Annotated in this window: 11 protein-coding genes; 8 read left to right on the forward strand and 3 right to left on the reverse strand. The window is 42.3% G+C overall.

The genetic code is table 11. From position 1 onward, the window contains the following. The first annotated feature begins 1 nt into the window (after position 1). From ACSBL2_RS25025 to ACSBL2_RS25055, 7 genes are all read left to right on the forward strand, one after another. Positions 2 to 2,572: a redoxin domain-containing protein gene (locus tag ACSBL2_RS25025; protein ID WP_442589286.1), complete on the forward strand. Its 2,571-nt coding sequence runs from the start codon at positions 2 to 4 to the stop codon at positions 2,570 to 2,572. A 397-nt stretch (positions 2,573 to 2,969) separates the two neighbouring features. After that, the gene (locus ACSBL2_RS25030) at positions 2,970 to 3,515 is read left to right on the forward strand and encodes an RNA polymerase sigma-70 factor (RefSeq protein ID WP_442589287.1); all 546 of its coding nucleotides are present in this window, start codon (positions 2,970 to 2,972) and stop codon (positions 3,513 to 3,515) included. 108 nt (positions 3,516 to 3,623) lie between these two features. Further along, the gene (locus tag ACSBL2_RS25035) at positions 3,624 to 4,295 is read left to right on the forward strand and encodes a hypothetical protein (RefSeq protein WP_442589288.1); all 672 of its coding nucleotides are present in this window, start codon (positions 3,624 to 3,626) and stop codon (positions 4,293 to 4,295) included. Beyond that, positions 4,279 to 5,499 (forward strand): DUF4374 domain-containing protein, encoded by a 1,221-nt coding sequence (locus ACSBL2_RS25040; RefSeq protein ID WP_442589289.1) that lies wholly within the window; start codon positions 4,279 to 4,281, stop codon positions 5,497 to 5,499. Before ACSBL2_RS25035 ends, ACSBL2_RS25040 begins: the two co-directional genes overlap by 17 nt. Before the next feature lie 78 nt (positions 5,500 to 5,577). Then, complete coding sequence (locus ACSBL2_RS25045; protein ID WP_442589290.1) at positions 5,578 to 7,977, forward strand: TonB-dependent receptor; 2,400 nt, start codon at positions 5,578 to 5,580, stop codon at positions 7,975 to 7,977. A gap of 83 nt (positions 7,978 to 8,060) precedes the next feature. Continuing rightward, positions 8,061 to 9,272: a hypothetical protein gene (locus ACSBL2_RS25050; RefSeq protein ID WP_442589291.1), complete on the forward strand. Its 1,212-nt coding sequence runs from the start codon at positions 8,061 to 8,063 to the stop codon at positions 9,270 to 9,272. 63 nt (positions 9,273 to 9,335) lie between these two features. Further along, positions 9,336 to 10,490, forward strand: coding sequence for a PepSY-associated TM helix domain-containing protein (locus tag ACSBL2_RS25055; protein ID WP_442589292.1), 1,155 nt, complete (start codon positions 9,336 to 9,338; stop codon positions 10,488 to 10,490). 47 nt (positions 10,491 to 10,537) lie between these two features. On the opposite strand, the gene ACSBL2_RS25060 is transcribed toward ACSBL2_RS25055, so the two are convergent. Beyond that, a complete protein-coding gene (locus ACSBL2_RS25060; RefSeq protein WP_442589293.1) occupies positions 10,538 to 11,566 on the reverse strand; it encodes a glycerophosphodiester phosphodiesterase in 1,029 nt (342 codons plus the stop codon). A gap of 511 nt (positions 11,567 to 12,077) precedes the next feature. Between ACSBL2_RS25060 and ACSBL2_RS25065 the strand changes: the two genes are divergently transcribed. After that, a complete protein-coding gene (locus ACSBL2_RS25065; RefSeq protein ID WP_442589294.1) occupies positions 12,078 to 12,434 on the forward strand; it encodes a helix-turn-helix domain-containing protein in 357 nt (118 codons plus the stop codon). A 4-nt stretch (positions 12,435 to 12,438) separates the two neighbouring features. On the opposite strand, the gene ACSBL2_RS25070 is transcribed toward ACSBL2_RS25065, so the two are convergent. Together ACSBL2_RS25070 and ACSBL2_RS25075 are read right to left on the reverse strand one after the other, a co-directional pair. Next, complete coding sequence (locus ACSBL2_RS25070) at positions 12,439 to 13,140, reverse strand: CpsB/CapC family capsule biosynthesis tyrosine phosphatase (protein WP_442589295.1); 702 nt, start codon at positions 13,138 to 13,140, stop codon at positions 12,439 to 12,441. Positions 13,141 to 13,473: 333 nt separating this feature from the next. Further along, positions 13,474 to 14,562 carry a GAF domain-containing protein gene (locus ACSBL2_RS25075; protein ID WP_442589296.1) on the reverse strand — a complete coding sequence of 363 codons (1,089 nt, stop codon included), beginning with the start codon at positions 14,560 to 14,562 and terminating at the stop codon, positions 13,474 to 13,476. Positions 14,563 to 14,806 lie beyond the last annotated feature (244 nt).

Here is a 14,806-nt window from a genome sequence, read left to right on the forward strand (position 1 = left end):
GATGAAGTATTACCTGATCTCGATAAAGTACTACCTGATAGGTTTTCTACTGCTTGCCGCATTCTTTGCAGATGCGCAGGAAGTGAAAATCTCCGGGATTTTCAAAAGTTCCCAGAAGGAGTTAAAAATAGAAGATATTTCAGAATTTCAGTACCTGCAGCCACAAGAGGAAAATCTTGTGGCTGCTATGGATGAACAGGGGAATTTCAATATGCAGTTTGCTTTGAAGAAGCCCGGTTACTATCGCCTGGGCCGTAATATCCTGTACCTGAGTCCTGGTGACCAGTTAAAGGTATTGATCGACCATAACAATCCTTCGCTATCCACATTTGAAGGCAAAGGGTATGAAGCCAATAGCTACCTAAAAGATACGCCCTTCCCTAAGGGTGGTTCTTACCTGAATGCAGGCAAACTGATAGGAGAAAACCCGGAAGGAACACTTCAGGCAATCCTGACACAAAGCCATCACCGCCAGCTGAGCTTAGCAGAAGTCAGGAAAGTATCCCCTGTATTCAGGGAGCTGGAAACTGCAAGGATCCAGTCTGACCTGATCAACAGTATCCGCTCACTGAAATATTATCTTCCCCGGAAACAGCAATTGGGAGCAGAAGGAATGAAGAAGTACCAGGAAACATTCGATGCACTGGCATTGCCGGTCTTGCAAGACTGCAAAAATAATTTACTGCGATCAGCTCTCCCGGAATCAAACAGACAGAGGAAATCAGGAAGACAGAGAAAACCAGGCGAACGCTTGCGACAAAAAAAACCGGGGGACTCAAAAGAGCAGTTGTCAGTAAATGATTTCCTAACATTAACTGTATTCAGGGACATTGCCCCATACCTCCTGGAGGAAACCAGAAAATCCGGTCAACCGGAATCTCCTGCCCTCAACAAAATATCCGACTGGATCAAAGCAGATTCCATTGTCCAGGTAATGGTCGGCACCAGCAATAAACAAATACTGCCGGGATTCCGTTCAAGCCTGTCTACGCTGGAAACTTCGGCTTACAGCGTCGCAGCCACATCCCTACTGGAAAGTCTGCTGACCTACGGAAACGCTGATACCGCAAAAGACTTTATGGCGACAGACCAATATGGGAATACAGTTCGTCTTTCTGACTTCAGGGGCAAAATCATTTACATTGACCTCTGGGCCACCTGGTGCGGCCCGTGCATGGCAGAAATGCCCGCTTTTGAGCAACTGAAAAAACAATACAGGGACAATCCTGAGGTCGTATTCATTTCCTTATCCATTGATGAAAGTATGGATAACTGGAAGAAAAGCCTCGGATCCAGAAATGCCGAAGGGGTACAATGGCAGGTGACCAGAAGTACATTAAAAGATTATCAGGTGATCAATATCCCCAGAACGATTGTCATCGATGATCATTTTAAGATCCATGATTTTCAGGCCCCGGTTCCTTCAAGTCCTTCAACGGTGTTGATGCTGAATACCCTTTTAGCGAATAAACAGCAGCGGGATAGCCGTCTTCATCCCAAAAATCCTCATTTCATCATCCAGGGGAAGCTGGAAAACGTAGCTGAAGGTTCGGTGCTCTTTCTGAGTTATACGGACGGAGACAACAGTCTGAAACGGGATTCAGTGAAAATCAGTAATGGTCAATTTACCTTCAGTGGCCAGGTTCCCGGAACCACAAGGGCCAGTCTGATGTTAAGCAGGGATGGCAGCAGTCGCCAGAAGAAAAACTCAGACCTCAGTTCACTATACCTTGGCCTTGATCAGGCTGAAATAAAGATTACAGGAACAGATTCCATTGCCAGTGCAGACATTGTTGGAGGTAAGGAAAATTCGGCGAATCAAAGCTACAAGAAGCTGATAAAGCCAATTGAAGCATCCATCAAAGCCCTTTATGCCTCCTTAACACCAGAAACCAGGAAAGACAAAACATTCATTGCCCGGTTAAAAGAACAATTGCAGGTTTTGAATGAACGTAGAAAAAGAACTGATCAGCAATTCATTGCCGATCATCCAGATGTGATGCTTAGTCTCGACGTATTGAAAAACCATGCGGGTCCCATATTTGATTCTTCCGAAATCCTCAGGTTGTTCCGCCTGCTGGCTCCTGAAGTCAGTACCTCCAAAGCCGGCATTGCTTACGAAAGCGAGTTAAACCTTCGTACAGGACTCGAAAGTGGTCAGTTGGCGCCCGACTTTGAACTGCCAGATTCCAATGGAAAAAGGGTTAGGCTTTCCTCTTTCAGGGGGCAATACGTTCTCGTTGATTTCTGGGCAAGCTGGTGTGCCCCCTGCAGGGCTGGCCATCCGGACCTGGTAAAGCAGTTTCAGAAATTCAAAGACAGGAATTTTACGATCATCAGTATCTCTATGGATGCATTACCTGCAAAACAAGCCTGGCTGAAGGCCATTAAAGATGATGGATTGACCTGGACAAATGTAAGCGACCTCCAGGGCTGGAACAATGCGGCGGGGAAGCGCTACCAGATCAAAGCCATTCCGCAGAATTTCCTGATTGCTCCCGATGGGAAGATTGTAGCAAAAAACCTGCATGGGGAGCAGCTAACCAGGATACTGGAACAGCTAATTCTGTAACTGCATCAGGTTACTTCGCTTTATTCGGGCTGGCCGGTTTTACTGAAGTGCGCAGTCATTAAAAAACAAGAGGGTGTATCATCAATCATGACCACCCTCTTTCTAGTTGTTTTTACCCATACTCTTCTACGGAAGCATTTGCAAATATTCAATTCTCAGCGGCTTAGTTTCGTTAATGATACAGTTTCTTGTTTTTTAAACCCGGATAAGATTACTCTTCTCCCGCACGCAATCAGATTCAGGCCGATGTCATCAATTTTTAATATTGGGGGTTAAATCCAATCCATATGAGCTGTTTACCCCGCTATAAAACACCTGGTAACATTTATTCTACTCCAGTTGTTTATATTAAATCTAAATAACTATATTTGCCCGAAGGAACAAAAAATAAAGGGAGTTGTCAGGAAACAAGGCCATTACAGAAAATCATGATTTGATACGTATCGATAAGCAAACCTTCGAAACGGTATATCATATGTATTGGGAAAAAATATACGCCATTTGTTACAACAACATCCATGAAACGGAACCGGCCAAAGAAATGGTGCAGGATATTTTCAAATCCCTGTGGGAACGCCGTGCGGAACTGGAACTCGGAAACATCAACAATTACCTGATCAGGGCGGCAAAGTTTAAGGCTTTTGAATACATCCGGAATAAAGTAAGCCAGCAAAAGCACATCTGCAATAAATTTGAAGGCTGCAGTCACTCTTCCAACTGTACGGAAGAAAAAATAAACTACAACAACCTCAAAGAAAAAGTCAATGTTTTAGTGGACACCCTTCCCTGCCAGTGCAGACGTGTATTTAAGATGAGCAGGGAACAGGGAATGAGCAATAAACAAATTGCTTCCTCGCTACTGATCAGTGAACGTGCCGTAGAATACCACATGACCAAGGCCCTGGGTGTCCTCAGAGTGAACCTTTCGAATCATTTTACCTAAATTTCCAGGTCAACTTACGGAAAAGACCTTATTATGCTACCTATATTTTATATAAGTTTGCATAAGTAATGCCTTATCCGGTTTGTTCCGGAAATCATGAAGAAAAAAATGAAAATTAACAAGGATCTCATAGAAAAATACCACAGGCAGGAATGCAGTCCGGAGGAAACCGAGGCTGTAGAACAATGGCTGTATTCTTCAGACAGTGACGAGGCATTACAACTTCCGGCCATTGAAGACAAGCAAATGCACAAACAGGAAATCTGGGCCGGCATTGAAGAATTCATCAGTAGCCAGGAACCTGCTGCAGCGGAAGCCCCGAAACCTGCAGCAAAAAGGAAATTCCATACTACATTCTGGTATGGTGCCGCCGCAGCATCACTATTCCTGGGCATGCTCATTTTTATCGGCAATCGGTTCAGGAAAAACGAACAGGACGAAAATATTCAGTTGCTGAATGTGAGCAATACTTCATCTGTTGACGTCAAACAACTGCAGGCGAGCATGTATGACCTCTCTATTGGCACCAATACTTCTGGCAGCATTGACAACCTTACCGGAACAGTAGACCTGGCAGGAAGCCTGCTCATCCGTCCCAAGGAAAATATAGAACTTCAGTTTGAAGGAAGAAATGATAAAACAAGCCTGGAAAAAGGCCAGACCTATATTATTCTTAAGGGTAAGAACGGACATAACAAAGTTATCGTTATCAATGAACACAACCTGATGGATCTTCCTCCGGTAATGCAAAAGCAGATCATCAATGAGTTTAAAATATAACTGTCCGCCACTCCTGGTCTTACTCCTGCTTTGCGTGTTTTCCTGCAAGCAAAAAACTGTCATCTCAAAAAAGCAGTCTCTCCACCATTACAGCATCTACATTCTTGGCAAAGACGATAAGGAATATATCCTGGAAACAGATACACTGGACCAGGGGATCATTTACCCGGAAAAAGAGGGAGCCATGCTGAACAGCAAAGATCTAGACCGGGATGTGATTGTCCATAAAGGGTATTATTACCATATCAACAGGAAAAAAGGCTTTCTGTACAAATATCAATCAGACCACAACCTCTTCGTAACCATAGATTCACTGGAGCTGAAGAACTTCTCTATTGAAAACCGTAAATGGCTGGGCGGCGATACGCTGATGCTTACCGGATTCACAGCTCCTGCATTCGGCCAGATTAAATATGTACTGCTCAGGACAGACACCCTGAAAATGCTTGCTTATGGCAACATGGATATTCCTGCTTCCGCAGGTAAGTACAATAAGACTTCTGTAGGCTTTGTCAACCTCCGCTATCCGAAACTCTTTGTGGGTTATACCTATCACCAGCAGTCGAGTACCTCAGACTATATCACCAGCGATACGACCTATGTTACGGAACTGAACTTCCCTGAGATGACAGCAGTGAAAACGGATAAAGATACCCGGTCTACCTATCCGGGAGGTTTAAACACCATTCAGCCTTATGCCTTCAATGATGAAAAGCTCGATTATTACTTTATGGTCTGCCCCGGTATTGCACTCGGCAACCGCCCCGAACTGCCAAGCGGTATCATGAGGATAAAAGCTACTGAAAATCATATAGACAAAAACTATTTCATTAACCTGTCCTCATCAATTTCACACAATCATGCCTATGGGATGTGGTACCTGGGCAAGGGAAAAGCCATCATCAGGAGCGAACGGAAAGACCTTTTCAAAGGCCTTGAAGACCATTACAGTGTGGCACAGTTTGAGTTTTACCTGGTAGATATTATAGCAGGAAAAGTACTGAAGAAACTTGATCTGCCCCTTGATAAAGGCACCAGGAGAGAATGTGTGATTGTAAAAGGGGATATTGCCTACATATCGGTAAACTCCTCCACTGAAGGTAATTATATCTGGATCTATAATATCCTCAGCGGAAATCTTAAAAAAGGCCTTCAACTCGCCGGAACTACTGATTTCATCATGAGAATAGACGAGTTGAAATAAATAGTATTTTTTTTGTCCCTGACCTTCGGGTGTTGTGCAGTTGTGCTACTTAATGGTATAACGGTACAAACTAAAACGATGTCATACGGAAAAACTCTACTCATTATTTTAATCGGCACACTTTCATTCGGCGGATTAACCTTCAATGCCTTCGCTCAAACTACAGGAGTCCTGTCGGGCACTGTAAAAAGTAACGATGGCCCCATTATGGGGGCTACTGTCGTATTGAAAGGCACAACAATTGGTACCACTACCGATGCTGCAGGAAAATATCAGCTGTCAGGCATCAAAAATGGCACTTATACCCTGCAAATCAGCAGCGTAGGTTTCATTGCTGAAAATCAGCGCATCAACATAGGCCCAGGCCAGCCTTCGGATTTTCATTTTCAGCTGAAAAAAGACTCCCGGGTGCTGGATGATGTCGCCATTCAGGGCAAAACAAAAACACAAGAGGTGAAAGAATCCGGTTTTATGGTCAATGCCATTGAAACCAGGAAATTCGCAAACAGTTCATCCGATTTAAACCAGATCCTGAACCGCAGCACAGGGGTGAAAGTAAGGGAACAAGGGGGATTGGGATCTGACTTCAATTTTTCTATCAACGGTTTATCCGGCAAACAGGTTAGGTTTTTTATTGACGGGATTCCTATGGAAAGTTTTGGTGAAGGAATGTCACTCAATAATATTCCGGCAAACCTTGCAGAACGGATAGAGGTGTACAAAGGGGTGGTTCCTATAGAACTGGGCGCAGATGCACTGGGTGGTGCAGTCAATGTGATCACCGATCAGCATACCAAAAAATTCCTTGATGCAAGTTACAGTTATGGTTCTTTCAACACCAGTCGCGCAGCACTGGCAGGAAGGTTTACAGAGGAGAAAACGGGGCTGATTTTCAATTTCAATGGTTTCCATAACTATTCGGACAATGACTACCTGATGCGGAACAATCCCAAATACAATGCGCCGGTGAGTGTAAATGAAAACAATCAGGTGGTATACAAGGATGTTCGTCGTTTTCATGATGCCTACCGCTCGTCTATGGCACAAATGGATGTAGGCATAGCGAATAAATCATGGGCTGACCTGTTTACCCTGGGATTCTCCTACAATAATTTTTACAAGGAAATACAAACCGGGGCCACGCAGAACAATGTATATGGCGGGGTGAACCGTAAGGGTAACTTCTATATGCCTTCCGTAAAATATAAGAAAAGTAACTTCCTGATTGATGGTCTTACCGCAAACATCACCGGATCTTTGTCCCTCGACAGATCAAGTGCCGTCGATACCTCTGATTATATCTACGGATGGGGCGGGATCATCAAATCTTCTTCCGTTTCGGGAGAAATAAAAGACATCAAGACCTTTTACCATTATAAAAACAATACAGGTCTCATTAGGGCAAACTTCGCGTATGAGATTGATGACCATCAGAGCCTGAACCTGAATTATATGTACAGCCGCTTCTCAAGGACGGCCGTAGACGAAATTAAATATGTAGACAATAATCCTTTTGACAAGCCCAACAGGATTAATAAAAGCATTGTCGGACTGGCCTATCAGACCAACTTCCTTGACAAGCGTTTAAACACCACATTATTTGCAAAATATTACGGACTGGGAACCCTGGTGAGAGAAGCCGTTTTTGTGAGCAACGGGGTATATTCCAGAACAGACTCGAGTACGAATGGCAATTATTACGGATATGGACTGGCTTCCAGATTCAAGATTACCGAAAAGGCGGGACTTAAACTTTCTTATGAACATGCCTACAGGCTTCAGGAAGCCGTGGAACTGCTGGGTGACGGGATTTTGTATGCTTCAAACATCGATCTGAAACCGGAACACAGTGACAATATCAATATTGGTGGTTATTATGCCCATCAGCAAGGCAGACATAAATTCACAGCAGAAGCAGGTTATTTTTTCAGGAATGTGAAAGACCTGATTTATGCCACTCCCGGAGGGAAATTCTCACAGGTAGACAACCTGGGAACCGCACAGATTAATGGTGTAGAAGGTGAACTGGGCTATCAATACAACAATTTGCTGGAGGCATCTGTGAATGCCAGTTACCAGAAGGGGATCAATAAAGGGAAAATAGATGTACTGAACGGCCTGCCCGACCCAACTTACCTGGACAGGATCCCGAACCAGCCTAACTTCTTTGCCAATGCTAACTTTGGGATAGGCAAGAATGATCTTTTGGGCAAAGATACACGCCTCCAGTTTAACTGGTCCTCACAGTTTGTCAATTGGTATTATGTGAGCTGGGAAAGCAGGGGCAGCAAAGAAACCATCAATAAGATCCCCTCCCAGCTGGTGCACAATGTATCCCTTTCTTACTCCCTGCAGAATGGAAAGTATAATATTTCCGCGGAATCATTTAACGTGACCAATGAACTGGCCTATGATAACTTCCGTTTGCAGAAACCAGGCAGGTCGGTATTCCTGAAGTTAAGGTATTTCATCAGGTAAGTTCCAGCACCGCGTTAAACTATAACACAGCTCATTTCAATAAACAAGTACCATATATATTCAATCAAAAATCAAATATCATCATGTTTACAACCCACAAAAACCTATTCATTGCACTGGGACTGGCTCTTTTAAGCTTCAGTGCCTGTAAAAAAGACAATACTGAAGACACGACAGTTACCGAACCAACCGATAAAACATATAGCTTCCTGGTTTCGGCAGGTACACCGGCAGGAACTTACCTGGTACAAAGCGGTTCCCTTACCGAAGGTACCTTAACTACTGCAGGTACAGGTATAGCACTCGATTATGGAATGATCACCTCAAGAGCTGGCTATAATTATGCTGTAGATAACAGCAACGGCAACCTCGTTAAATTCACTTCCGACAATAAGACAAAAACTATTGTAAAAGAAATTCCTTTCAGCCAGATCAGCTGGGCCGGATATTCCAGTTTTTATGCCTGGAAAGATGAAAAAACCCTCGTTTTATTCAGTATGCCGGCAGGAAGGCAGTTTGAATATGCCATATTGAATGCAGAAACGATGACGATCACCGCAAGCGGAAACATCAATATCCCTGTACCTTCAGCACAAAATGACAACTATTGGGGAAACAATGTAGTTTTTGTAGGCAATAAACTGTACATCAACTATTGCCTGGAAGTGGCTGCTAATGATGGCCAGTCTGACGGAAAAACCTATGTTGCTTCAATGGATTATCCGAACATGACCAATGTTACCATCAGCACAGACACAAGAAGCCAGTACCCAAGCCCATATAACTTAAATACACCTGGTGCGATTGCTTACAACGGATCTGCTTATTTCCTTTCTTCACCAACCATCTGGGCCGGTGGCGGAACAGGTTCTGCCTATGGTATTAATCGCGTAGCGAATGGTGGAACTACGTTTGACAGCAGTTATTTCTTTGAACTGACTGACAGGACAAAAGAAGAAACCATAGGCCTGTTTGATCTGGGCAATGGGAAAGCAATTGTAAAAATTTTAAACAAAACGCTGTTGTCGACCTATGCTGATTACAGTGGGGTAAACGCCGCAAGTTATTATGTAGTAGACCTGGTCAACCAGACAAAAACTAAAATCGATATCCCGGCAAGCAGAAGTGGTTCTTATTCACAAAACATATTGGTTGAAGACGGTAAAGCTTATATTGTCACCAATACAGGTGATGGCTTTTATGTTTACCAATTTGACCCGGCTACCAATGCCGTTAAAAAAGGTTTGAAACTGGACGGTGTTAGCACTGTTGGCCGAATAGACAAAATTAAATAATATACGCCCCTGATGGATATTGCTGTCCGGATACACCGGACAGCATGACCTAAATCCGATTCCATGCTGTTTAAAAAGATTAATGCCTGGCTACATTTATGGCTGGGGCTTGTCTCCGGGATTATCGTAGTGATCCTAAGTATCACAGGCTGTATCCTTGTATTTGAGCAAGAGATCAGGGTATTCAGCTCTCCCTGGCTGCATGCAGAAAAACCTGCTGGCAAAGCAGTGCTCCCCCCTTCTGTACTGTACCAGGCTATTCATCAAACCTTACCCGATAAAAAGATCCATTCTGCCTGGTACAATGGTGAGGGACGTACAGTTCAGTTTTCCCTGAACTCCGATTCCATGGTGTATGTCAACCCTTATACGGCAGAAGTAGTGGCCATGATTGATCATGAAGATTTCTTCCATATCATAGAAGAAGGACATTTTCACCTCTGGCTACCGGAGAAAACAGGCGACTTACTGGTTGGTTCCGGCACATTGATATTTTTCTTCCTCCTCCTTAGCGGCATCATTTTATGGTGGCCGAAGAAATGGAATAAGAGAAGCCGGGAACAAAGTTTCAGGATACGCTGGAATGCCAAATTTAAGCGCTTGAATTATGACCTGCACAATGTACTGGGGTTTTACGCACTTACCATTGGCCTACTCCTCGCTTTCACCGGTTTAATGATGAGTTTCAGCTGGTTTAATCAGGGCGTTTACTGGCTGGCTGGTGAAAAACAGGCAGCCCGGCTGAAACCGGTATCTGACAGTACCTTTAACAGGCCAACAGTAATGCTGCAACAGGTGGATAAAGCCTGGAATATGGCGAAAGACGAAATCGGGGAATATCACCCTGATGAGGTGATCATCAGTTTCCCGCATCAGCCATCAGATGCGATTTACCTGTGTACTGATATGTATCATGGCAAATGGAGAGATATTTACCTCGATCAGTATACGTTGAAACAGCTGCCTGCTTCCCAGTCAAAAATCGGGGAAGCAGCATTGGCAGCCTGGCTGCGCCGCTCCAATTTCTCCCTGCATGTGGGCTCTGCTGGTGGATTGACGACCAAGATCCTTTATTTTCTGGCGAGCCTGATCTGTGCAAGTTTACCGGTTACAGGATTTTATATCTGGTGGGGTAAGAAAAAGAAATCCCCTGCCTCTAAAAAAAGCAGGGGGAGTATAGGAAGTGGCAAATATAGGTTAAGCCATCATCAGCCTTAAGACAATAGTGTTGAAGGCAAATGGTATAGATAATTAATGCTTATGGATTACTTACCTATCTTTTTCAATAAAAGTTCCGGTTCATTTGTCGTAATAAAATCGGCATTTTCTTTCAGCAGCCAATCCATGATCTCTTCATCATTCACTGTCCATACATTAATGGTCAGATTTTTTGCTTTGGCTTCAGTGATCCATTCCGGATGTTTTTGCATCACGCTGAAATGGTAATCAAGACCATACATGCCATCGGCAACCAGTTCTGCTGGTGCTTTATCGCTCTTCAGGTAAGAAACTTTAGCATATGGAGCAAGCTTCAGCAACTCCTTGCAGACATCATAATCAAAGCTGATATAATCTACCCAACCTTCAGCTTTAAGATCGCCCACCAGCTTCACTACACGTTTAGTCAGTTCCAATACGCGTTCCGTACTTACGATGGAAGGTTTGATTTCCAGGATAAGCTTAGTTTTATTCTGTTTGATTCCCTCCTTCAGGTACATTTCAAGGGTGGGGAAAGCTTCACCGTTGGTTAACTTCAGGCCAGCAAGCTGCTTTGAATCTGTTTTCTCAATAGTCAGTCCCTGGATATGTTCATCATGGTTGACAAACATCACTGAATCTGAAGACAAGTGGACATCAAACTCAGCACCTTCACAGCCAATACGGATAGCATGGTTCAATGCGGCAATAGAGTTTTCAGGCGAATTGGTATTCTTCCATGCACCCCGGTGTGCAATCACCTTATTGCGGATAAATTCATCATTCACCAGCTTCACGCGCTTAACTACTGTTCCCTCAGCTGTTTTAGCTTTCAGGGCAACCTCCATATACTGCGCTTCTGGCTTCATTTTTTTCAATAGCAGCGTATCTGCATGAAGTTCAAAAAAGGCAGCATCGGGTCCGCTCAGACTGACCGATTTAATTCTACTGTTGGCCATACTTTTTATTACGCCCACTGTTTTATTTTTGGCAGAATAGCTGTAACCAGTTAGATATAACGAGGGAGCCTGTTGGGCGAATACTGGGGTAATTGCTGCCATAACAGGAATTAAGGTAGAGATTATTATTCTTTTCATCTAATTTTGTGTTTCATTTTCGTATAAAAAAAGATGAACCCTATAGGTATGGTCCTATAGAATTCCTCTATATCTTTTCAGATGGATGATTTAAAGGTCAGAAACTATAACGTACACCTGTGTATCCCTGGTATGGGAAGGTGATAAACCTGCAGCAATTGCATTGTTTACCCGGTACACCTGTTATTTAGTTTTTTTGCAGGGGCAAAACTAGGTTGTCAATGTTAGCCATAAAACAACATTACATTAAGAAATTTATTCCCTATGGTTAACAAAAGCTGGGTCAGGCGACCAAAAAATACATTTAAAAAGCTGGCAGACCATACAACCCATTTAAGAATTTAAACTTGGGTAGATAAACTCTAAAAAAGAATAAAAATCAGGTTCATTTTGATGGGATAGCGATTCCCGGAAGGGCTTATGGAGAAAATTATAAAAAATATAATTTACTTAAAACAAAATCCAGGCTTAAGCATTATAGGCATATTTAATTAATTTATAATCATTCAATATGCGTAGAAAGATGGATAATACCGTAGGTGATAATGTAAAACGCCTGAGGATCAGAAATGGCTGGATACAGGCAGAAATGGCGACTAAGCTCAAGATTTCGATACCTGCATATTCAAAAATCGAAACTGGTTTAACCGAAATTAACATTGCACGGCTACATAGATTGTCGGATATCTTCAATGTTGGGCCTTCTGAAATTCTGTTTCGCCCGGAAGAACTGGTCAAGCAACCTCTGGGAATAGAGGCAGAGGAACTGAAGACAAAAATCAGCGGGCGGGATACAGAAATTGTAGAATTACAGCGCAAATTGATTAGCCTATATGAAATCGTGCTGGGAATGATTAAAAAAATATAGGGACTTATCCGAATAAATCTTTATTCTTAAACGCATATTCCGTCGTATCATGAAACATAGCTCCGTCAATTACATTCTTTAGAAGAAGTGACAAGTGGTTTTCATCCAAGGCTTCAGTAGCTGCAAGTTCGTAATATTTCTTTTCTAAGAGAAAATCTGTAGCTTGCTTAGCAGCTTTGCCATAATGCCCCATAACGGAAAGAAGGTTCAGCTGGAAAAACACGCCCAACTCCTTTAACCTATTATAACGGAAACGGTTGTGATGGTAATAGGAATAAAGCTCAGGCCCAGCCAGAATAACTTTATAACCAAGGATCTGGAGATCAAAAATGATCTCTTCCAGGTTGCGGGGTTCCTTTAATGGGGAAAGCTCCAGGAGGATATATTTACCGGGAAGGGTGATCAGGCCGTGTCCCACTTCAAACTTCTCATCGACCACATATTTCGCACCTGTAGTCACTGCAATTGACACCCCGGCTTTTTTTAAAGCTTTCTCTAAATTTTCTTTCGCAGATGAAATGACAGTATCCAATCCCTGAAAATTAGGGTCAGTTACAGCGGGCGTACAGTGAATTTTAGCGATGCCTTTCTCACTTAATTCTTTAATATAAGCAACTGCATCCATTAGACCCGGAGATCCTTCATGAATTCCAGGAAGCAGGTTCGAATGTATGTCGGTACCCAGCCATTCGAGGTTAGTTACCACGTTTTTTTTACGAAAAAATGAGAACATGAATCAGCACATAGTTTTAGTTCTCTAAAAATAATCAAAAAAAAATGATTTCTATCATATTACAAGTCTTAATTTTAAATAAAAATATGAAATTAAATATTCTTATATATATTTATTACTTCTACAAATAATCAATGTTACCCGCTGATATATCTTATTTAAGTGATAACAAATAAAAAAGATCATGTGAGAACCACAATATGGAAAAAACAAGAAATAGTGTGAAGATGAATAGACACTATGCTGTTGAACAAATGACTTGCATCTAATAAAGGGGTAAAACCAATGGCGGATTAATTCAGCAAGTTATTTTCCAGGGGTATGACTCACAATTCCACGGATTTTATCATCAAGTTCCTTTACTGCAAGTTCCAACATATGAAACTCTTCCCTATCAAACTGGTAATTATTGAGCTTAAATAAATCTGTCAGACCAATGATAGAAGCTACAGGCCGTCTGATTTCATGGGACTGGATCAATGCAATGGTATGTAAAGCCTGATCTCTCTCCATAATCTTTTGCTGATACAATTTGAGGTCAGAAATATCCGTAGCACAATAACTTACACCGATGATATTATTTTCGGCATCATATGCAGGATCATAGGTGATATGCCACCAGGCATCGGCATCAGGATACGTGTACCTCACTTCTTCCACCACATGTTCCCCCAGGCGTGCCTTGTTAAAATTCAGTAAAAACTGATACATAAAATCATCAGATACGATATCGGTAATGACGATTCCTGCCTTAAGTGGTTTCTTAAAACTTTCCACCATGATATCTGAAAGGACTTTATTATAAAACAGCACTTTTAAATCAAGGTCTACCAGAAGCAAACAAGATTGAGAACTTTCGAACAGGGAACGCAGGGTAATCTCTGTGTTATGGGCTTCACGAATATGCTCCTTTAACATCTGAACGCTATTTTCAAATTCCATAATATTAACTACCTGTTTTGATAAGGATGCCAGCATCATGGTCTGCTGTTCGGACAGTTGGTAAGGTTCAGGGCCAATAACACATAAGCTACCCAGTTTCAATCCGTCTTTCGTGATCAATGGAGCCCCGGCATAAAACTGTATATCCAATTGTTCCCTCAGCGGGTGATTCACAAAGCGTTCATCCTTGCTGGTATCCGACACCACCAGTACCCCATCTTGTTTAATGGTATGGTTACAAAAAGCATGTTCCCGGCTGGTTTCCATTTCCACTGTCCCCACTCCCATTTTGAAGTATTGGGTATTTTTCCCCAGTAAAGTAATAAGTGCAATTGGCGCAGCACATATTTTTGCAGCAAATTCCAGAATTTCCCTTAATTCATCTTCCTTACTGATTTCAAGCTTTAAAAATCTATCCACAGCAAAAAGACGATCCATTTCTCCATTATCCATATGACCTGATACGTTATTCCAGTGAGTGCTTTTATAAACAGTTGAGATTCCCTGAAATTAAATAGAGACAAAATTTGTTAAAAAAACAAATACACCGCAAGTATAGTACATTATTCTGTGTAATGTATTTAAGAAAATGTTAATTCAACCGTATAGACTGTTTTATGGCCACTTATTCGGGAAAAAGTGCGGACAACTATAATTCAGATATAAATACGCTTGCGAAAAATTTATAAGGAAAATA

The organism is Pedobacter sp. AW31-3R, from assembly GCF_052180285.1.
GTDB lineage: Bacteria > Bacteroidota > Bacteroidia > Sphingobacteriales > Sphingobacteriaceae > Pedobacter.